The organism is Microlunatus sp. GCM10028923 (assembly GCF_042666975.1).
Taxonomy (GTDB): domain Bacteria; phylum Actinomycetota; class Actinomycetes; order Propionibacteriales; family Propionibacteriaceae; genus Microlunatus.
Map to the genome: position 1 here is coordinate 75,289 of NZ_JBHTFF010000023.1, position 19,649 is coordinate 94,937.

The window sequence follows — 19,649 nt, forward strand, 5'->3', positions numbered from 1 at the left end:
GTTGGCGTGGGTTCGTGGTGGTCATTCGGTCACCGAGACGTTGTCGAAGCGCGGCAGCCCTTCGCCGTCGGCGACGAAGCCCGCGACGGTGGTCCGGGTCGCGAAGACGTTGTCGACGAACATCGGGTACATGCCGACGGCCTCGTTCCAGATCAGGGCGGTGGCGTCGGCATAGGCCTGCTCGCGGGCGGCCGGATCGGTGGAGCTGCCGGCCTTCTTCAGCAGCGCATCCAGGTCCGGATTGCAGTAGCCGGTACGTTTTGCGGCGCAGGGGTAGAGCCGGCCGAGGTTGTACGAGGCGTCCAGGCCGAGGGTGCCGACCTGCTGGATGTTGATGTCCCAGCGCAGCGCCAGCAGGTCCTCGGTGTAGACGGCCTGCTCCTTCTCCAGCACCTCGACCTTGACCCCGACGGCTGCCAGATCGGAGGCGACCGACTGCACCCACTGCTTGAACTGGGCCTGCGAGAAGTGGAACCGCAAGGTGGTGTTCTCGAAGTCGAAGCCGGCGTCGGCCAGGGCCTGCTTGGCGGCGTCCGGGTCGTGGGCGACCGGCTGCTGCGGCGCGTAGCCGAAGACGGTCGGCGCCAGGACGGAGTCCGCCGGCTTGCCGCTCTCCGGATAGAGCTGGGTGATCAACTTGTCGAAGTCGACCGCCTGCCACAGCGCGCGCCGTACCTTCGCGTCCTTGAGCGCGGGCGTCGAGGCGTTCATCCACATCGTGATCACCGCGGAGCCGACCGCGGATTCGATCTTGATCTCGGGGTTGGCGCGAAGCTGGCGGACGTCGTCGTCGGACATGCCCCAGATGACGTCCAGCTCGCCGGTGCCGAGCGCGGTGACCCGGGTGGCCAGCTCCGGGATCGACCGGATCGTCATCCGGTCGACCTTCGGCTGGTCGCCCCAGTAGTGCTCGTTCGGGATCATGACCAGGTCGCCGCCGGGGGAGAACGACTCGACGGCGAACGGCCCCGAGGTGACCGGCTTGCCCTCGTAGCTCTGCACGGTGGCGCTGGCCGGAGTGATCATCAGCCCGGTCAGCTTGGCCGGCAGGGCCGGGTCGGCGGCGGGCGCGGTGAAGGTCACCGTACGGTCGGTGGCCTCGACCTGGACGCCGATGAAGTTGGCCGAGTACGGGCCGTCCGACTCGACCGTCCGGGTGAAGGCGGCCGCGACGTCCTGGCCGGTGATCGGGGAGCCGTCCGAGAAGGCGATCCCCTCCTTCAGGGTGAACTCGAACGTCTTGGCGTCGGCGCCGGCGTCCCACTTCTCCGCGGCGACGCCCTCGAACTCGCCCGGGCCGATCGTGCGCAGCAGCGGGCTGTACAGCTGGATCGAGGCGACCCGGGTGCCGCCGTCGATGGCCAGCTTCCCGTTGGGGTCGATGGACTCGATTGGGAACTGGCCGGCCACGGCGAGCTCGCCGCCGCCTGGCTCGCCGGAGCCCGGCGTCGCGGGGCCGGTGCTGGTCGTGCTGCAGCCGGCGATGATCATGGTCAGGATCGCGGCGGTCGCAACCGCCACAGGCCGAAGGGTTCTCATGGCCTCACTCCTCGTTGAGTCGGTACTGCATGCGTGGTGATCGGGACGGGTGATCAGCCCTTCAGGGCGAGGTGCACCAGGACCCTGGCTGGTTGTTCGGGTGTCGCGCCGGCGAAGGTCAGCCGGAGCCAGCCGCCGAAGTTGGCCAGCTCGATGGCGATGATCTCCTCCTCGGCCGCGATCACGCGGGACTCGCCGCGGTCGACCCAGTGCAGGCCGTCGGGGGAGATCTGGGCCTGGACGGACAGGTCCGGATGATCACCCTCGACCTGGACGAAGAAGACGGCCTCGGCGGCCCAGCCCGCTTCGTACGGATGGGTCGCGTGGACGTCGCTGATCGTGAGCCGGCGTTCGATGACGGACGTGGCGAAGTTGAGCACTGCGTTGGCCTCCGTGGCGTGGTCAGTCGGTGGAGTAGACGACGGAATCGAGGAAGAGGTTTACGCTGCGATTCGTGTCGGTCTCGACGAAGAAGATCGGGTTGATCAGATTGGTGATGCTCTTGTACGGGCTGACCAGCGTCGGCGCCAGGCCGCGCAGGTCGAACGTCCGGTCCATGCTCTGCAGCTCGACGTACTCGCGGGCCTGGTAGTCGATCAGGAGCCGGAAGTAGAGCCAGTTGATCTTGTCCGGGCTTTCGTTGTACAGCAGGTCCTGGGCGCCGTCGGGCACCCACTGGAAGGCGTCGGCCGAGCCGTCCGGGAAGCGGCGTCCGTACCAGAGGTTGTCCACGCCCGGCCGCTGCCAGCCGTCCTCGCGGCCGTAGCACCAGTCCTTCTTGGTCACGCCGTCGGCGACCTTCCAGTACTGCCACTTCTTGGTCAGCTCGCCGTTCACGGAGTTGACGTAGCGGACGCCGGGCATCCACCGGTACTCGGAGTCCTGGATGTCGAAGTAGAACCCGAAGGCCCGCAGGTCCTCCTCGCCGAAGCCGAGCCGGTCCTGCTGCGGCGTGTACGCGTACCAGGTCTCGATCTGGACGTGCCGCAGGTCCGGGTCGAAGTTCGACAGCCGCTTCAGCGCGACACCCATGCTGCCGTCGGCCGGCTTCTCCTCGTAGCGGTTGGCGACCGGCTTGGTGTTCAGCTTCAGCGAGTACGTGCCCTCCATCGACCCGTGCGTCGCGGCGAACCGCATCGGCGCCGCGCTGATCATGGACGGCGCCCAGCTGGCCAGGTCGACCTCCGACGGGTGGTGCCGGTAGTCGTCGTTGACGAAGTTCGGGGTCAGGTCCAACCAGCCGTTGAAACCACGATCGAAGTCGTCGTAGGTGACGATGTTGCGCAACGGCTTGAACTTCTCCAGGCCTCGTTCGTACTGAATGACCTTCTGCACTGTGCCTCCGAGCGAAGAGTGATGGATGCGATGGATGCTTAGGGGTCGAGCCGGAGCTCGTCGACCTGGAACGCGTAGCCGGCGTCGGGACCGGGATCGACGGCGACGAACTCGATCCGCACCGGTCGGCAGGCCCGGACCATGATCATCCCGAGCTCGACCTCGAGGTACGGGTCGCCGGTCGACGTGGCGACGACCCCGCCCCGGCGGCGGCCGTCGACCTTGATCATCACCGCCGCGCCGGATTCCCGCCCGGGAGCACGGAACCGGCACCGCAGCCGGCGCTGGCCGGACGTCGGCGGCACGATGATCATGGTGTGCCCGTCCTGGCGGGCCGCCGCAGGCACGGCCAGCACGGCGGAGCCGCCGGCCGCCGGGTCGATGATCATCGGTGCCCGGGGAACGGTGGACTCGGCCCGGAGCCCCTCGGCCTGATGCCGATGCCGGAGCCCGACCGGCCCGGTCCGTACGTCGTCGTGGCCCTGGCTGAGCCAGCCGAGGTCGAACCGGCCCGCCACCACGTCGAGCGTCTCGGCACCGGAGCCGCCGAGCCGGCTGTACAGCACCAGTGCCGTCGCGTCGTCCAGCCAGACCGCATCGGAATAGCCGACCCGGGCGTCGTCGACCACGCGGCCCCAGGACCAGGACTCGGCGCCGTCGTGGCTGATCCGCGCATACAGGGTGTCCCGGGCCGTGCCGGCCACCGGGCTGGTGTAGACGACCCGCTCGACCCCGTGCCGGTCCACCCGGGCGGCCAACCCGACGGTGATCCCCGCGTGCGGCGGGATATTGGTCTCGATCGCGGCTTCGGTGAAGGTCAGCCCACGGTCCCGGCTCCGGGCCGCGGCGCGGCTGGTGTTGCTCACGCCGCCGCCCAGTCGCGAGTTCATGATCACTTCGCCGGTGGCCAGCTCGGCGATCCGTGCCTCGTTCAGGCCGAGGCCGGCGCCGTCCGGGACGGTGCCGCCGCGCGCCCAGGTCAGGCCGCCGTCGTCGCTGTAGATCACGCTCGCCGTGTAGTCCCGTTCGGCGGCGGGCAGGTCCAGCGGCCGCCGGTGCCAGACCTCGACGAGCAGCCGGCCGTCGGCGAGCTGGATCCCGCGGCCGGGACCGGGCAGATGGAACGTCCAGCCCTCCGGGTTGCCGGTGAAGAGGTGAGTCTCCTCGGTCGGGTCGCTCCAGCTGAGTCCGTCGTCGGCCGACCAGCGGCGGAAGACCCGCGACGCCTGGCCGCGGTCGTTCCAGGCGTACCAGACGGTGATCCGGCCGGTGCGCCGGTCGACCACCGGAGTGGGGTTGGCCCAGCCGCCACCGTCCTGCCGTTCCAGGTACGTCGTCGGCTCCCAGGTCCGGCCGCCGTCGAGGCTGCGGCGCAGGACCAGGTCCTTCGGCCCGTCGTCCGCGCTGGTGCCGACCCGGGCCTCGCTGAAGGCCAGCACGACACCGGCCGGGGTGGTGTCGACCGCGTGGACCCGGAAGTCGACCCAGCCGTTCTCGCCGCGGATCCACAGCGTCGTCTGCTCGAGGCGTCCCGGCCGGTCGGCGGTACCGGGGGAGTCGTCGGTCGGTTCGGCCGCCGCCGCGCCCGCGGAACCGGTCACGATCGCCGCCGTGATCGTCCCGGCCCCGGCCAGGAAGGTGCGTCGTGGGGTCGCATCGGGGCTCCTCACGACCGTGCCACCGGCCGGGTCCGGGGTGCCGCCACCGAGTCCCCGGGGATCGGGATGCAGTCCAGCATCAGCTGCCGCGCCGCGCCGGCCTCGTCGGCGAGCAGTTCGAGGAGCAGTTGGACGGCGGCCCGGCCCATCTGCTCGCGCGGGATGGCGAACCGGGTCCAGTCCCGGGCGGTCGCGTTGACCAGCGGCGGATCACCGAGCACGACCACCGACAGGTCCTCCGGGATCCGCGCCCCGACCGCGGTGACGGCCCGCTCCACGGCGGAGATCGCGGTGTCGTCCTGGCTCGGTTCCACCAGAACGGCCGTGATCCCGGCCGCCAGCCAGTCCTCGATCAAGGACTCGGCGACGACGTCCGAATCCTCCAACGGATGCAGCAGGATCCCGTCCGCCGGCAGGCCCAGCTCCTCGACGCCCTGCCGGAAGCCCGTCTCGCGGTCCTTCGTCCATTCCTGATCATGGGCGACCTTGAGGTACGCGAGCCGCCGGTGCCCGAGCTCGGCCAGGGAACGCACGACCGTCCGGGTCGCTCCGACGTAGTCGGCGCCGACATAGGAGAGGTCGTGGCCCGGCACGTCGCGGCGGCCGATGAAGACAAACGGGAAGTCCTCGCGGAGCAGCGCCGCCATGTCGTCCTGGTGCAACCGGCGGCCGAGCAGGACGCAGCCGTCGGCGACCTTGAGCCGGTTCACGCCGTTGGCGTAGATCCGCCGGTCGCCGCCGGCGCTGGCGGAGCTGAACAGCAGCAGGTCGTAGCCGTGTTCGGCGGTCGCCTCCTCCACGCCGAGCAGGAACGGGAAGTAGAAGTCGCGCTGGTCCACCGGGAAGACCGGCTCGAACGTGTAGACGCCGAGCAGCCGGTTCACCCCGCCCTTCAGGTTGCGCGCCGACGCGTTGACGGCGTAGCCGAGTTCGGTGGCGACCTCGAGCACCCGTCGCCGGGTGCCCTCGGCGATCAGGTCACTGGCCGGGCCGCCGCTGACGACCAGCGACACCGTCGACTGGGAGATGCCGAGCCGGGTCGCGATGTCCTTCTGGGTCGCGCGTCGTCGCTGAGCGGCCATTGACATCCTTAATACGTATGAATAGCGTGTACCTCACGTTACGAATCGGGTGCGGGCGCCGTCAAGGGCTTCCGGGCGATATTCCGTGCAGCCATCCGGCCGGGCCAGCGGCCCGGTGTTGGCGTGCGATTCTTCAGCTCAGGTACGGGAGCCAGGCATGTCCGCCGGCCCCGTCGCGGAGGTACAAACCGGTGCCGTTGTCGACGCGGAACGGTGCGACCTGCAGCACCGGACCCGGTCGCTTGAGGTGGCCGGAGTCGGTGCCGTCGAGGCCGAATCGCAGCACCGGGCCGGTGGTGGCGACGACGACGGTGCCGCCGGCGACGGTCGCGGCGACCACCGCGGATCCGACCCCGCGCTGCCAGCGCGTCGATCCGTCCGGTGCGACCCGGTACAGGAAGCCCGCCCTGGTCCCGATGATCAAATCGTCGCCGGTCCTGGTGACCGCGGTGATCACGTCGCCGAACGCGCGGTCCCAGGCCCGCTCGCCGTCCGGGCGGTAGGCGGTCAGGTGCCCGTCCCAGCCGCCGAACACGGCAAGCCTTCCGGCCCCGCCGGGATTCGGTACGGAAGCGACGACCGACCCGCCGGAACTCTCGACGCCACGGGTCCGGAACAGCGCGGTCCCGTCCGGGCGGACGGCGTGCCAGGTCCAGTACTCGGTGGCGGCGATGATCTCGTCCAGGCCGTCCCCGTCCAGGTCGGCCGGGCCGGCCGCGGACGCGGCATGGACCACCTCGTAGCGCCAGCGGAAGTCGCCGTCGCCGGTGAACGCCTCGACGTGGCAGCTCTCCGTCGCGATGATCACCGACGGCGGCCCGTCCGGGTCGAGCCGGGCGGAGAACGCGGCCCGCACCGTCGCCGGGTGACCCATGTGCGGCTGGAACGTCTGCCGCCACAGCGGTGCGCCGTCCGGGGCGAGCACGGCGAGCCGGCCGTCGGCCTGGCCGACGATGATCCCGGACCCGTCCGGCCCGCCGCCGCGGCCGAGCGCCGTCACCGGCGCCACGGTGTCCGCGCGCCAGAGAAGTTGATCTTCGCGGTAGCAGGACACCCCGGTCGCGTCGCCGAGCAACAGCCGGTCGGTGCCGTCGCCGGCCAGGTCGGTGATCAACGTCGCGGTGGCCGGGTGCTCGAACGACCAGCCGGGTTCGGGGTGCGAGGTGGCCTGCCCTTCGACAGGCTTAGGGAGCGTTGGAAGTTCGGGCTCAGGGAGCGTTGGAAGTACGGGCTCAGGGGACGATGGGAGTGCGGGCTCAGGGAATGATCGGGTCGGACTGGCGGTGGGGGCGGCGTCGGTGATCACGCGCGGGCCGTCGCCGGCGGCGAGGGCACCCAGATCGAGCTGCCGGGACTGGTTCCCGATGATCATCCGGACCAGGTCGCCGGACCGCTCCAGGGCAGCTTCGCCCGGGCCGTCGGCCAGCAGGTGGACCAGGGTCCGGGACTCGCCGGCCCGGAGGTCGGCCGCGGACACCTGGCGGAGCACGGAGACCTCCGGCTCGGCGTAGCGATAGTCCGGCCAGTTCGTTCGCCGGTACGGCTCCGCGGCGAGCTCGGTCCGCCACGTGCCGGCCGGGGCCGCGGTGATCAGCCGGAGGCGCTCCTCGCCCATGATCGTCGTCCAGCGGTCACCGTCCTGCTCGGTGCGGCCGACGGTCCGCCACAGGCAGTGCGTCTCGACCGGCCCGGCGGTGCCGGCGGTGATCGTGTCGACCACCAGGAAGCCTAGCCCGGGCAGCATGATCACCGAACGGTTCCAGTCGCAGCCGGCCAGGCCGGCCAGGCCGACGGTGGCCATCGCCGCGCGTTGATCATGGAACTGCCAGCGCAGGCTCGCGTACGGCGGCCGGGCCGACGTCTCGCCGTCGCGGAAGATCAACACGGTGTTGTGGAAGTTCGCCGAGATCTTGTCGTAGTCGGCGTCCTCCAGCCAGAGCCGGTTCCGCGAGGTGAGCCGGACGATCGCCCCGGCGTCGACGTGGCCGTGCCCGCCGACGCCGACACCGTCCAGCAGCAGGTAGCGGTCGGCCTCGCCGATCCCGTCCCGCAGGGCCAGCTTGTCGAACCCGTCGGCCGGCGCCGGCAGTCGTACGCTCTCGACGAAGGCCGGCTCCAGCGGCCGGACGTCGATCGGCGCCACGGTGAACAGGGTGTCGTCGCGGCGCCAGGCCGAGGACCCGTAGTCGTGCCCGATCGGGTCGATCCCGAGGTGGGCCGGCTCCGGCCGGGAGCTGAGCTTGCGCGACACCAGCGAGCGGGCCGCCGGATCCTGCAGCAGCCAGGCGGCCGGCGCCCAGAACGCGAGCTCGGTGTAGTTGCCGTCGTAGCGCGACGCGTCGCCGTGCGGCACCTGGTGGCCGAGGTTGTCCATGGCCGTGATGCCGCGGTCCAGCGTGGCCCGGCACCAGGCGTCCTCGACGTAGGCCGGGTGGGGTCGGACGAGGGCGTACCGCAGCGTGTGGGCGAGGGTCAGCCAGCCGTAGCTGTCGCAGTCCTCGGTCGGCTTGGTCGCGGTGAGCTGCGGGCCGAAGCACTCGTCGGCCATCGCCAGCCAGCGCTCGGCCCGGTCCGGATCGTGGCTCCCGGCGATCATGGTCGCGCCGAACAGCAGCCCGAGCGCGGCGAAGGTGAAGTGGTTGTGTCGGGCCGGATGGCTCGCCGTGGCCTGGTGCATCACCCACTGCTCCTCGCTGTTGCCGAGGTAGGCCAGCAGGTGCGCGGTCAGCTGCCGCCGGTCCTCGGCGGTGAAGGTGGGGGAGTCCTTGATCGCGTGCCAGCCGGCGATCATGCCCACCGCGGCGAAGTCGGCGTCGAAGCCCCAGCGTCCCCACTGGTCCGGCTGCCAGGCCGCCGTCTCGGTGATCATGTCGGTGAAGATCGCCAGGTAGCGCTCGGTGAACCCGGGGTCGCCGGTCAGCTGATACATCAGGGCCAGATGGTTCAGGTACGGCGTCATCCCGCGATGGGTCCTGGTCCGGTACGCCTGCACGGCCGCGGCCCGGAACTCCTCGGCGCCGAGTCCCTCTCCGTCGTGGTCCGGTGACAGCTGCGGATACCGGCGCCGCAGCTCGTCGGCGATCACCACCTGGTGCACCCGGGCGATCGCGACCCGGCCCGGCTCGATGATCAGGTACGGCTCCAGCAGTTCCAGCGCGGTGTCCAGGTCCTCGTCGTCGCTGACCCCGATGATCAAGGCGTCGACGCCGTGGCCCCACGGATCGGTGAAGGTGCGCAGGTAGGCGCCGCCGTGGCCGGGGAAGGTGGGATCCACCGGGAGGCACTGGCGGTGGTAGAGCCCGGCGAAGTCGGGGTTGCTGTCCAGGTTGCCGATCATGATCCGGAGCGACTCCGTACCCGCGCGGAACTCCTGCGGCGTCCGGGGCTCGCCGGCCGGCCAGCCCGCGGCGACCGGCTCCGGCACCGTGGTGCCGAGCCCGGCCGTGCGACTGGCCTCCCGGAGCCGTTCGGCCAGCCGCTGGCCGGCGGCCCGGCCCGGCGGCGAATCCGGGCAACTGATCTGGAACGTCGTTCCGGACCGGTTGATCATGGTGAACGCGTCCGGACCGGGCACGTCGATGATCTTGGTCAGCGGAACGGGATAGTCGGCGTTGAGTTCGGCCCAGGTGGGCAGGGGGCGCATCGATGTCCTCAGAAGTGATCGAGCGAGACCGCGTCGTCGAATCACTGTAACAACATTGGGACACACTTAACTAGCTAATGTGTCTGACCTTATCTACGATGATGGAGCTACCAGAAAGGAGCTGAAATGGATCGACGTGGATTTCTTTTCGGCACATCATTGACCGCCGCGGCCGTAGCCGTCGGACTGTCCGGGTGCAGCGACCAGACCGGACAGCCCAGCAGCCGTGAAGCCGGAAGTGGTGAGCTGCCGACCCGGGTGCCCTTCGAGTCCGTGAAGCCGGACCTCCCGGAAATCGAGGGCGGTGTGCCGCCGGCCTACTTCGCGTACCCGACGAAGCCGGTCAAGCGGGAAGGCTTCCCGCACCAGAACGCCTCCGGGCCGATCACTGCACTGCTGCAGGGGAACGCGGCGGTCACGCCGCGGGACAGCAACGCGTGGTGGAAGAAGCTGGAGGAGTCCTCCGGGTTCAACTTCAACATCGCCAGCGTCGTCTCGGCCGACTACACCGCCAAGTTCCAGGTCACCCTGGCCGGCGGCGACGTACCGGATCTGGTGCAGATCGTCGGCGTGCCGGGGTTGCCCGGCGTGCTGGACAAGTACTTCACCGATCTGACGCCCTACCTGGCGGGCGACGCGATCAAGGAATACCCCGGTCTGGCGTCGATCCCGACCGACACCTGGAAGATCGGCCAGGTCAACGGGAAGATCTGGGGCATCGCCCAGCCGCGACCGCCGGCCGGCACCATCCCCAGCTACCGCGGCGACCTGTTCGCGAAGTTCGGCATCAACGAGCCGCCGGAACTGCGCGACGGGCAGGACTTCCTCGACCTCTGTGGCCAGGTCAGCGACGCCAAGAACTCGATCTATGCCATGGGCGCGCGGCCGGCCGGCTGGATGGTGCCGGCCATGCTGGAGATGATGGGCGCGCCGAACCAGTGGCAGGACGAGGGCGGCAAGCTCACGTACGTCTGGGAGACCGAGGTGATGAAGGACGCCCTCGACCAGGTCGCGCAGATGTTCAAGAAGGGCTACCTGCATCCGGACTCGGCCGCGGCCGGCGCGGAGAACTACACCTGGTGGCAGAGCGGCCGGACGTCGGTCTACCTCCAGTCGTTCGCCGGCTGGAGCGGGTACGCGAAGCTGAACCCCGGTTGGAACCTCGACGTGCTGACCCTGCCCAAGTGGGAGGGCGGCGGCGTGGCCGCCAAGCAGCTCAGCGTCGCCGGCTACGGGGCGTACGTCGCGATCAAGAAGGGCAGCGACGAGCGGGTCAAGGAACTGCTGAAGTTCTGCGACTACCTGGCCTCGCCGTTCGGCACCGAGGAGCAGTTCCTGATCAGCTTCGGCATCGAGGGAACCGACTTCAAGAAGGAGGGCGGCGGCGACCCGGTCGCCCTGCCCGCCGCGACGACGAACTCCCCGCCCGGCATCGGCTACATCGGCGGCCAGAGCTCGGCCGTGATCTACACGCCGAACAGCAAGGAGATCGTGCAGAAGCAGCACGACTACCTGAAGAAGGTGCTGCCCGGCGGGATCCAGAACCCGGTGCTCGGTCTCTACTCCGAGGCCTCCGTGACGTCCGGTGCCGCTGCCGCGACCGAGGTCCAGGCGACGATCGACGAGATCGTGATCGGGCGCAAGGCGGTCTCCGACTGGGACGCCCAGGTCGACCGCTGGCGCAAGCAGAGCGGCGATGAACAGCGGCAGGAGTACCAGGAAGCGCTGCAGAAGAAGTAGCCAACTCCAAGGAGCGGACGTGGATCGGCGAGGATTTCTGGTCGGCACCTCGGTCACCGCGGCGGCGGTCGCCGCCGGGCTGTCGGGATGCAGCGACCAGTCCGGACAGCCCAGCAGTCGGGAGGCGGGCAGCGGCGAACTGCCGACCCGGGTCCCGTTCACGGTGAAACCGGATCTGCCGGAGATCGAGGGAGGGGTGCCGCCCGGCTACTTCTCCTATCCCGAACCGGTGAAGCGGGACGGCTTCCCGGTGCCGGAGGTCTCCGGCCCGATCACGTCGCTGTTGCAGACGGGCGCGACCATCGCCCCGAAGAGCAGCAATCCCTGGTGGCAGAAGCTCGAGGAGGTGTCCGGCTTCACGTTCGACGTGACCGGCACCCTTTCGGCCGACTACCAGGCCAAGCTCCAGGTCACCCTGGCCGGCGGCGACGTACCGGATCTGGTGCAGATCGTCGGCGTGCCGGGGCTGCCCGGCGTGCTGGACAAGTACTTCACCGATCTCACGCCCTACCTGGCCGGCGACGCGGCGAAGGAGTATCCGGGGCTGGCGGCGATCCCGACCGAGACCTGGAAGATCGGCCAGGTCAACGGCAAGCTCTGGGGGATCGCCCAGCCGCGGCCGCCGGCCGGCACGATCGCCACCTACCGCGGCGACATGTTCGCCAAGGCTGGGATCACCGAGACGCCCGATTTGCGGGACGGCCAGGACTTCCTGGACCTGTGCGAGCAGATCACCGACGCGCGCAACTCCGTCTACGCGATGGGCGCCGATCCGGCGGGCTGGATGGTGCCGGCGATGCTGGAGATGATGGGCGCGCCGAACCAGTGGCAGAACGAGGGCGGCACGCTGACCCACGTCTACGAGCTGCCGGTGATGAAGGACGCGCTGGACCAGGTCGCGCAGATGTACCAGAAGAACTACCTGCACCCGGACTCCGCCTCGGTCGGCTCCGGCAACGTGACCTGGTGGCAGAGCGGCCGGACCTCGATCTACCTGCAGGCGTTCACCGGCTGGGGCGGCTTCGTGCGGCAGTACCCGGCCTGGAACGTCGGCGCGATGATCTTGCCGAAGTGGGACGGCGGCGGGCCGGCGGTGAAGCACCTCGGCGTCGCGGGCTACGGCGCGTACGTGGCGATCAAGAAGGGCAGCGACGAGCGGGTCAAGGAGTTGCTGCGGTTCTGCGACTTCCTGGCCTCGCCGTTCGGCACCGAGGAACAGTTCCTGCTCGCGTACGGTCTCGAGGGCAAGCACTTCGAGCGCGAGGGGTCCGACCCGATCCGGCTGCCGGCCACCGACACCGACGTCCCGCCCGGGATCGCCTACGTCGGCAGTCAGGGGGCCTCGGTCCTCTACACCCCGAAGAACGAGGCGATCGTCCGGAAGCAGTACGACTACCTCAAGCAGATCCTGCCCACCGGGGCCACCAACCCGGTGCTCGGGCTCTACTCCGACGCGGCCGCATCCTCCGGTGCCACCGCCGCCACGGCGATGAACGACCTGATCAAGGAGATCGTGGTCGGCCGGAAGACGGTCGCCGACTGGGACGCCCAGGTCGGCCGCTGGCGCAGCGAGACCGGCGACAAGCAGCGCGAGGAGTACCAGGAAGCCTTGCAGAAAAGGTGATCCGCTGCGGTCAGCTGATCATGGAGTGATCAGCTACACCCGTACCTTGGACGGCCGGTCGTAGCGACGGGCGCGCCGCCGGGACCGTTCGGTGGCGAGGTCGATCGCGGGTGCCAGGCCCGGTCGCTCGACGGCTTGTTGATCACTGCGCTGATCAAGGAGGGCGAGCAGCGCGGGCACCCCGTTCCGGACCGCCGCGACGGCCGCCTCGGGCAGCCCGAATCCGGACAGGTCCGACGACGGCATGGCGGCCAGGACCTCGGCCCGGCGCGCGGTGACGGGATCGGTGAACTCCGGGTATTCGGTGCAGTCGAAGGCATCCTCGGTGCTGTGCAGGAACCGGCCGAGCTGTGGGTCGGCCTCCGCCGGCAGCGCGGACACCCAGGTCAGCCAGGCCGCCGCCGCGGCCACGCCGCTCGGGGTGCGGTCGTGCCGCAGCGTACCGAGGTCGATCGTGGCGGACCGGGCGACCAGGTCGGAGCTGAACTTGCGCATGCTCAGCTCGGTCGGGCCGTTGTGCCAGCGGACATGCCAGCCATGCCGCCAGCTCTGGCCCGGCCCGCGGTAGACGAGTTCCACCTCGACGTCGGTTCGCCGGGTCAGCATGCGGCCCAGGATCCATGCCTGAAACGACTCGTGGCGCCAGCTGTCGCGTCGTGGTTCGGTGAACATTCGGGTTTCCTATCTGGGTTCCGCTCGGCCGGGCCATGCCTGTGGGCTCGGTGAGCGGGGTGAGCTGTTCCTGCCGGATCGTCCGCCGGCCGAACCTGGGTCGTCGGGCCTCACCAGGTTCACCTCCAGCGATCGGTGCCGTCTGGACGAGGCAGGGCCCCGCAGCCCGGGCCGAGTGAGTGCCCGTTGCCCTGCTTCATGGAGCTAGACACCTGGTCCGGCACCGTTTTGACGCGGCCGCAACGTGATCTGGGGCACAGTCGTCTTGCCGCCAGGTCCGAGGAGCGGCCCCGGCGGGCCGGCGACCCGAGGCGTGAACCGCGCCGGAGACTTGCCGGAAGGCCTGCCTCGGGCAGGCGCCTTCCCGTACGATGAGGCGCAGGTCACAAGATCATCGCAGTGCTGCGAGAGGGGCTTGATCATGGCGGGTTCCGAAGAGATCGAGTTGCCGAAGCTCGGCGGCGGCACCGGGCCGACCCGGTTGTCGATGGGCATCCGGGTTCGGCTGTCCGGACTGATGCTCGGCGAGTTCTTCGTCTGGGGCGCCTGGTTCGTCACGCTGGGCACGTTCCTGACCCAGCAGATGGGGGCCTCCGGCGCGGAGATCGCGCTCGCGTTCCTGACCCAGTCCCTCGGCGCGGTGCTGGCGCCGTTCATCGTCGGCCTGATCGCCGACCAGTTCTTCCCGGCCCAGCGGATCCTTGGCGTGCTGCACCTGGCCGGTGGCGTGCTGCTCTGGATCGCGTCCTTGATCACCGACTTCGGCCCGTTCTTCGTCGTGATCTTGATCTACATGATCTTGTTCATGCCGACCCTGGCGCTGGCCAACACGGTGGCCTTCCGGCAGTTGCACAGCCCGGAGACGCAGTTCCCGGCGATCCGGGTCTTCGGCACCATCGGCTGGATCATCGCCGGGCTGCTGATCGGCTTCCTCGCCTGGGAGTCCACCAAGAGCCTCGACCTCACGTTCAAGATGGCGTCGATCATGGCGATCCTGCTCGGCATCTACTGCTTCACGCTGCCGCACACGCCGCCGGAGGGCCGCGGCCAGAAGCGCACGGCCCGGGACATCCTCGGCCTGGATGCCCTGGCCCTGTTGAAGAATCGGACCTTCGCGGTGTTCTTCGTCTCGTCCATCGCGATCTGCATCCCGCTGGCCTTCTACTACAACTTCACGAACCTGTACCTCAACGAGATCGGGATCCAGGGTGCCGCCGGGTTGCAGACGATCGGCCAGATGAGCGAGGTCGCGTTCCTGCTGGTGATGCCGTTCCTGCTGAAACGACTCGGCGTCAAGATCACGCTCGCGATCGGTATGGCGGCCTGGGCGCTGCGCTACGTCCTGTTCGGTTTCGGCGATGAGGGCGCCCTGTTCTGGATGATCGTGGTCGGGCTGCTGCTGCACGGGGTCTGCTACGACTTCTTCTTCGTGGCCGGCCAGGTCTACACCGACCGGTTCGCCGGTCCCGGGCTGCGGGCGTCGGCGCAGGGCCTGATCACCCTCGCCACGTACGGTGTCGGCCTGCTGATCGGCTCGCTGATCTCCGGACCGATCGTGGACTCGTTCGCGACCGGCACGGCGTCGCACAACTGGCTCCAGATCTGGATCATCCCGGCGGCCATCGCGGCCGTGGTGCTGGTCGGGTTCTGGCTGCTGTTCCGGGACTCCAAGGAAGGCGCCGGATCGGCATAGGAGACACTTGACCCGGTTCAGATCACCGGGTCAGGAGTCGAAAGTGCTGGGAGTTCTCGAGGGCTTTGTCACGATCATCGTGATCATCGTCCTCGGCGTCGGCCTGGCCCACTTCAAGATCGTCGAGCTGTCCGGGCAGGTGTTGCTGTCCCGGATCTCCTTCTTCGTCGCCAGTCCGGCACTGATGATCACGGTGCTCGGCGGCACCGACGTGAGCACGCTGTTCTCGGCCAACCTGATGGCGTCGATCGGCAGCGTGATGGTCACCGGCGTGATCGCGCTGATCCTGCTCCGGGTGGTCTGGCGCCGGAGCGGGGCCGAAACCGTGATCGGCATCTTCTCCGCCGCGTATGTCAACGCCGGCAACCTGGGCCTGCCGATCGCCGCGTACGCGCTCGGCGACGCCTCCCTGATCGCGCCGATGCTGCTGGTCCAGTTGCTGGTGCTGCAGCCGATCGGGATCGCGGTGCTCGACCTGACCACCCGACCCGAGGAGGCCGACCGGTCCCGGCGCCGCCGGCTGCTCCGGTTGATCGGGCAGCCGTTCCGGAACCCGCTGATGATCGCCTCGTTGATCGGCCTGATCCTGTCCGTGACCGGCTTCCAGCTGCCCCGGGTGATCAACGACCCGCTGCACCTGGTCGGCGGGATGGCGGTGCCGGCCATGCTGCTCGCGTACGGCATCTCGCTGCGGCTCGGGCCGCTGCCCGGCCGCGGCGAGCCGCCGGTCCAGATCGGCACCCTGGTCGGGCTCAAGCTGATCGTGCAGCCGCTGATCGGGTTCCTGCTGGCCAAGTTCGTGGTCGGCCTGGACCCGCTCGGCGTGCTCGCGGTGACCGTGATCGCCGGCCTGCCGACGGCGCAGAACGTGTTCACCCACGCGGTCCGGTTCGACCGCGGCATCGTGCTGGCCCGGGACACGATCTTCCTGTCCACCCTCGGCTCCATCCCGCTGATCGCGATCCTCGCCGCCGTCCTCGGCTGACCCGGCGGCCCTCTTCGGCCGGCACCGGGGAGCGTAGGGTCCGGCCATGAGCGGATTTCCGTCGCCGTACCCGATGGCCGGGCTGCCGGACCGGGTCAGCGTCTACGAGGTGGGCCCGCGGGACGGGCTGCAGGCGGAGTCGGTCCTGGTGGACCCGGCGACCAAGATCGAGTTCATCCGGCGGCTGGCCGGCTGCGGTCTGCGGACGATCGAGGCGACCAGCTTCGTGTCGCCGAAGCGGGTGCCGCAGCTGGCCGACGCGGATCAGGTGCTGGCGGCGCTCGACCTGGCCAAACCGGGCCTGCGCTACCCGGTGCTGGTGCCGAACGAGCGCGGGCTGGACCGGGCACTGGCGGCCGGCGCGAGGGAGGTGGCGGTGTTCGTCAGCGCCACCGAGCGGTTCGCCGCGGAGAACCTCGGGACCACCCTGGATGGCGCGATCGAGCTGGCCGGGCCGGTGGTGCGGCGGGCCCTGGCCGACGGTCTCGGCGTGCGCGGCTATGTGTCGATGTGCTTCGGCGACCCCTGGGAAGGTGCGGTCGAGCCGGCCGCGGTCGCCGACGTGGTGGGCCGGCTGGCCGAGCTCGGCATCCAGCGGTTCAGCCTCGGTGACACGATCGGGGTCGGCACGGCCGGCCAGGTCGGCGCGGTGCTGGCCGCGGTGGACCGGACCGGGGTCGGCCGGGACCGGATTGCGCTGCACTTCCACGACACGTACGGTCAGGCGCTGGCCAACGTCGTCGCCGGGCTGGCCGAGGGGATCACCGAGTTCGACGCGTCGGCCGGTGGGCTCGGCGGCTGCCCGTTCGCGAAGTCGGCCACCGGCAACCTGGCCACCGAGGACCTGGTCTGGCTGCTGCACGGTCTCGGCCTCGACACCGGGGTCGACCTGCCCGCGTTGGCCGCGGTCAGCCGCTGGCTGGGGGAGAAGATGGGCCGGGCCCCGGTCTCCCGGGTGGTCGCCGCGTTGACCGGACCCGGCTCCGCGCCGGGCCCGGGAACGGATTCCCGCTGAGATCGGGAGGACCCGTTCGATGATCATCGCGGGTTGATTGGATAGGTTCGCCTGAGGAGGTGGGGAGCAGTGGCGGATTACGAGGACTTCGACATCGATCGGAGCACGGCACAGGCCTGGGCGGAGTTCACCGACCGGTTGTCCGAGGTGATCTCGATGATCGACGAGTCCGGGGATCTGACCATCGGCACGGTGGCCGACGCGGGCGGCCCGCCGCCGTTCGTGAGCTTCGCCTCCACCGTCGACACCGCCCGGCCGCGGGAGATCCGCGCCGAGGCGGCGAGCAACGCGAGTCTCGGCGAGACGTTCCAGCTGAGCCCGGACCAGCTGGCGGCGATGGAGAAGCTGGGCTGGTCCGCGCCGTCGGCCGAGCCGGGCGGCTCGAGCAACTTCTGGGCCGACCGGCTGCAGGACGAGTCGGAGGAGATCAGCCGGCTCGCGGTCGGCGCGCTGCGGGACGTGTACGGCGTGCAGCATCCGGTGTTTCTGGCACCGAGCCAGCTGGCCGAGGTGCTCACCTCCCGGCCGGTCGCGGAGGTCGACGTCGCCGACCTGCCGGAGTCGGTGGTCGCGCTGCTGCCCGGCAGCCGCGAGCATCTGGACGAGTTGATCGACGCCGAGCTGACCGACCTGCTCGGCCACCCGCCGATCCGCGACGCCGAGGGCGACGTGGCGATCCGGGTCGGCTCGACGATGGTGTTCCTGCGCACGGCCGGCGACGGCCGCGAGATCATCGTGTTCGCCACAGTGGTGCACGAGGTCGACGGCCGGTCCCGTGCGTCCGAGGTGCTGAACGATCTCAACAGCGAGGCGCGCTGGGTCAAGTTCCAGCTGATCCGGGACCGGGTGTTCGTCAGCCTGTCGATCCCGGCCCGCCCGTTCGTACCGTCGCATCTGCGGCAGGCGGTACGGATCATGTCGGATGTCGCGGACGGGATCGACGACGAACTGGCCAGCCGGCTGCGCGGGCGGACCACGTTCGGCGACCATGACGAACGAACCTGATCCCGAGTCGGTCACCGGACTGGCCGAGGATCACGTGGTGATCATCGGCTCCAGCAGTACGACGATCCGTCTGGCCGAGGAACTGGAACGCGCCGGCGAACGCGTCATCGTGATCGTCCACGGCAGTGCGACCTCGGCGGTCGTCGCCGACCTCGAGTTGCTGGGCGCCGAGGTGCTGTCCAGCCTGCAGGTCCGGCCGGCCGAACTGCGCCGGGCCGGCATCGAACGGGCCAAGGCCGCCGTGATCGTCGGCGAGGACGACGTGTTCGCGATCCGGGTGGCGTTGGCCATCGAGGAGCTCAATCCTGCGGTCCGGCTGGTGATCGAGCTGACCAATCCCGAGCTCGGCTCGCGGCTCGGCCCACTGTTCGGCGAACACGTCGTGCTGTCGTCCGCCGAGCTGGCCGCGCCGGCCTTCGTGGGGGCCGCGCTGGCCTCGACCTCCGTCAGCACGTTCGAGATCGGCGGGCGCCGGGTCATCGCCGGCCCGCGGTCCCGGGTCGGCGGCACCGAGCTGGTGGTGCTCGGCGACACCGCGCAGTCCGGCCGGGACGCCGTGCTGCCCGCCTCGGGGGACCTGGTGCTCGGGACCGAGCTGGTCGGCGATCCGGACATCCAGGCGCGCCGCTCGGGCATGATCGGCGCGCTGGCGTACGTCTTCGACCGCCGGGTCAGGGTCGTTCTGCTCGGTCTGCTGGTGCTGATCCTGCTGTCCACGATCTATTTCCATCTCGCCGGGTCGGACTGGCTCACCGCGCTGTACCGGGCGCTCGCCGCGACCATCGACACCGGCCTCAACGTGGACGATCTCGGGGTCGGGTTCCGCTTCGGCGCCGTGTTGATCCAGGTGTTCGGACTGGTGCTGTCGTCCGGCGTGACGGCGGTGATCGTCGACGCGATGATCAGCGCCCGGCTGCCGGTGCTGACCGGCGGCATCCGGGGCAAGCCGCGGCACCACGTGGTGATCTGCGGACTCGGCCGGATCGGGACGTCGGTGGCGGCGCGACTGCGGGATCGCGGGGTGGCCGTGGTCGCGATCGAGCACAACGATTCCGCCCCGGGCGTGCTCTGGGCCCGGCGGGCCAAGGTGCCGGTGATCATCGCCGCGGCCACCGATCGGGCGGTCCACGCGGCGGCCGGCATCGGCCGGGCCGCGGCCGTCCTGGCGCTGACCGACGACGACGCCGCGAATCTCGAGATCGGCCTGGTCGCGCGGGAGACGAACCCCGAGGTCCGTGTCGTGCTTCGGATGTACGACGACGAGCTGGCCGACCGGGTCGAGCACCGGCTCGGCCTGAAGCCGACCCGGAGCGTGTCGATGCTGGCCGCGCCGGCCTTCGCCTCGGCGGCGCTGGGGCGGCGGCGGGAGATCATCTATCCGGTCGGACGGCGGGTACTGCTCTTCACCGAGGTGACCGTGCAACCCGGCTCGGCCGCGCCGGGTCAGCGGCTGCGCTCCCTGGGCGCGCACGGTGAGTGCACAGTGCTGGCCTTCGCGCCCGCCGGCGCCGACTGGTCCTGGCAGCCGATCAACCCGGTGCTGCGGGTCGGCGACCGGATCGCCGTCGTCGCCAGCCGGTCGGGCCTGGCGAGCGTGCTGCTGACCACCAAACAGCTGAACGGCGCAACGACCCCGACCGAGTCCCGCTGAAGTTCCT

General features: G+C 70.1%; 14 protein-coding genes. 7 read left to right on the forward strand and 7 right to left on the reverse strand.

Annotated elements, in window-relative coordinates:
• Positions 1-21: 21 nt before the first annotated feature.
• The 6 genes from ACFQU4_RS36160 to ACFQU4_RS36185 form a co-directional block, all read right to left on the reverse strand.
• Positions 22-1,521: an ABC transporter substrate-binding protein gene (locus ACFQU4_RS36160; protein ID WP_377501697.1), complete on the reverse strand. Its 1,500-nt coding sequence runs from the start codon at positions 1,519-1,521 to the stop codon at positions 22-24.
• Between the two features lie 71 nt (positions 1,522-1,592).
• The gene (locus ACFQU4_RS36165; RefSeq protein WP_377501699.1) at positions 1,593-1,919 is read right to left on the reverse strand and encodes a DUF6385 domain-containing protein; all 327 of its coding nucleotides are present in this window, start codon (positions 1,917-1,919) and stop codon (positions 1,593-1,595) included.
• Positions 1,920-1,941: 22 nt separating this feature from the next.
• Entirely contained in the window at positions 1,942-2,874 is a 933-nt protein-coding gene (locus ACFQU4_RS36170; protein WP_377501701.1) for a DUF6772 family protein, read from the reverse strand.
• Between the two features lie 38 nt (positions 2,875-2,912).
• Positions 2,913-4,544, reverse strand: a complete 1,632-nt coding sequence (locus ACFQU4_RS36175) for an exo-alpha-sialidase (protein ID WP_377501703.1) — start codon at positions 4,542-4,544, stop codon at positions 2,913-2,915.
• A complete protein-coding gene (locus ACFQU4_RS36180; protein ID WP_377501705.1) occupies positions 4,541-5,614 on the reverse strand; it encodes a LacI family DNA-binding transcriptional regulator in 1,074 nt (357 codons plus the stop codon). The genes ACFQU4_RS36175 and ACFQU4_RS36180 overlap by 4 nt, the downstream gene beginning before the upstream one ends.
• Before the next feature lie 133 nt (positions 5,615-5,747).
• On the reverse strand, positions 5,748-9,257 hold the full coding sequence (locus ACFQU4_RS36185; protein WP_377501707.1) for a PQQ-binding-like beta-propeller repeat protein: 3,510 nt from the start codon (positions 9,255-9,257) through the stop codon (positions 5,748-5,750).
• 273 nt (positions 9,258-9,530) lie between these two features.
• On the opposite strand from ACFQU4_RS36185, the gene ACFQU4_RS36190 reads away from it, so the two are divergent.
• Complete coding sequence (locus ACFQU4_RS36190) at positions 9,531-10,997, forward strand: extracellular solute-binding protein (protein ID WP_377501709.1); 1,467 nt, start codon at positions 9,531-9,533, stop codon at positions 10,995-10,997.
• 19 nt (positions 10,998-11,016) lie between these two features.
• Positions 11,017-12,621 (forward strand): extracellular solute-binding protein, encoded by a 1,605-nt coding sequence (locus ACFQU4_RS36195; RefSeq protein WP_377501711.1) that lies wholly within the window; start codon positions 11,017-11,019, stop codon positions 12,619-12,621.
• A 33-nt stretch (positions 12,622-12,654) separates the two neighbouring features.
• Here the strand turns inward: ACFQU4_RS36195 and ACFQU4_RS36200 are convergent, their stop codons facing one another.
• Positions 12,655-13,227 (reverse strand): hypothetical protein, encoded by a 573-nt coding sequence (locus tag ACFQU4_RS36200; protein ID WP_377501713.1) that lies wholly within the window; start codon positions 13,225-13,227, stop codon positions 12,655-12,657.
• Positions 13,228-13,714: 487 nt separating this feature from the next.
• Here ACFQU4_RS36200 and ACFQU4_RS36205 point away from each other — a divergent pair, with 487 nt between their 5' ends.
• The 5 genes from ACFQU4_RS36205 to ACFQU4_RS36225 all read left to right on the forward strand — a co-directional run bounded on the left by ACFQU4_RS36205 (position 13,715) and on the right by ACFQU4_RS36225 (position 19,642).
• A complete protein-coding gene (locus tag ACFQU4_RS36205) occupies positions 13,715-14,986 on the forward strand; it encodes a nucleoside permease (RefSeq protein WP_377501715.1) in 1,272 nt (423 codons plus the stop codon).
• A gap of 43 nt (positions 14,987-15,029) precedes the next feature.
• Positions 15,030-15,971 (forward strand): AEC family transporter, encoded by a 942-nt coding sequence (locus ACFQU4_RS36210; RefSeq protein WP_377501717.1) that lies wholly within the window; start codon positions 15,030-15,032, stop codon positions 15,969-15,971.
• 46 nt (positions 15,972-16,017) lie between these two features.
• Complete coding sequence (locus ACFQU4_RS36215) at positions 16,018-16,986, forward strand: hydroxymethylglutaryl-CoA lyase (RefSeq protein ID WP_377501719.1); 969 nt, start codon at positions 16,018-16,020, stop codon at positions 16,984-16,986.
• 69 nt (positions 16,987-17,055) lie between these two features.
• On the forward strand, positions 17,056-17,991 hold the full coding sequence (locus tag ACFQU4_RS36220) for a hypothetical protein (protein ID WP_377501721.1): 936 nt from the start codon (positions 17,056-17,058) through the stop codon (positions 17,989-17,991).
• Positions 17,975-19,642 (forward strand): NAD-binding protein, encoded by a 1,668-nt coding sequence (locus ACFQU4_RS36225; protein ID WP_377501723.1) that lies wholly within the window; start codon positions 17,975-17,977, stop codon positions 19,640-19,642. Before ACFQU4_RS36220 ends, ACFQU4_RS36225 begins: the two co-directional genes overlap by 17 nt.
• Positions 19,643-19,649 lie beyond the last annotated feature (7 nt).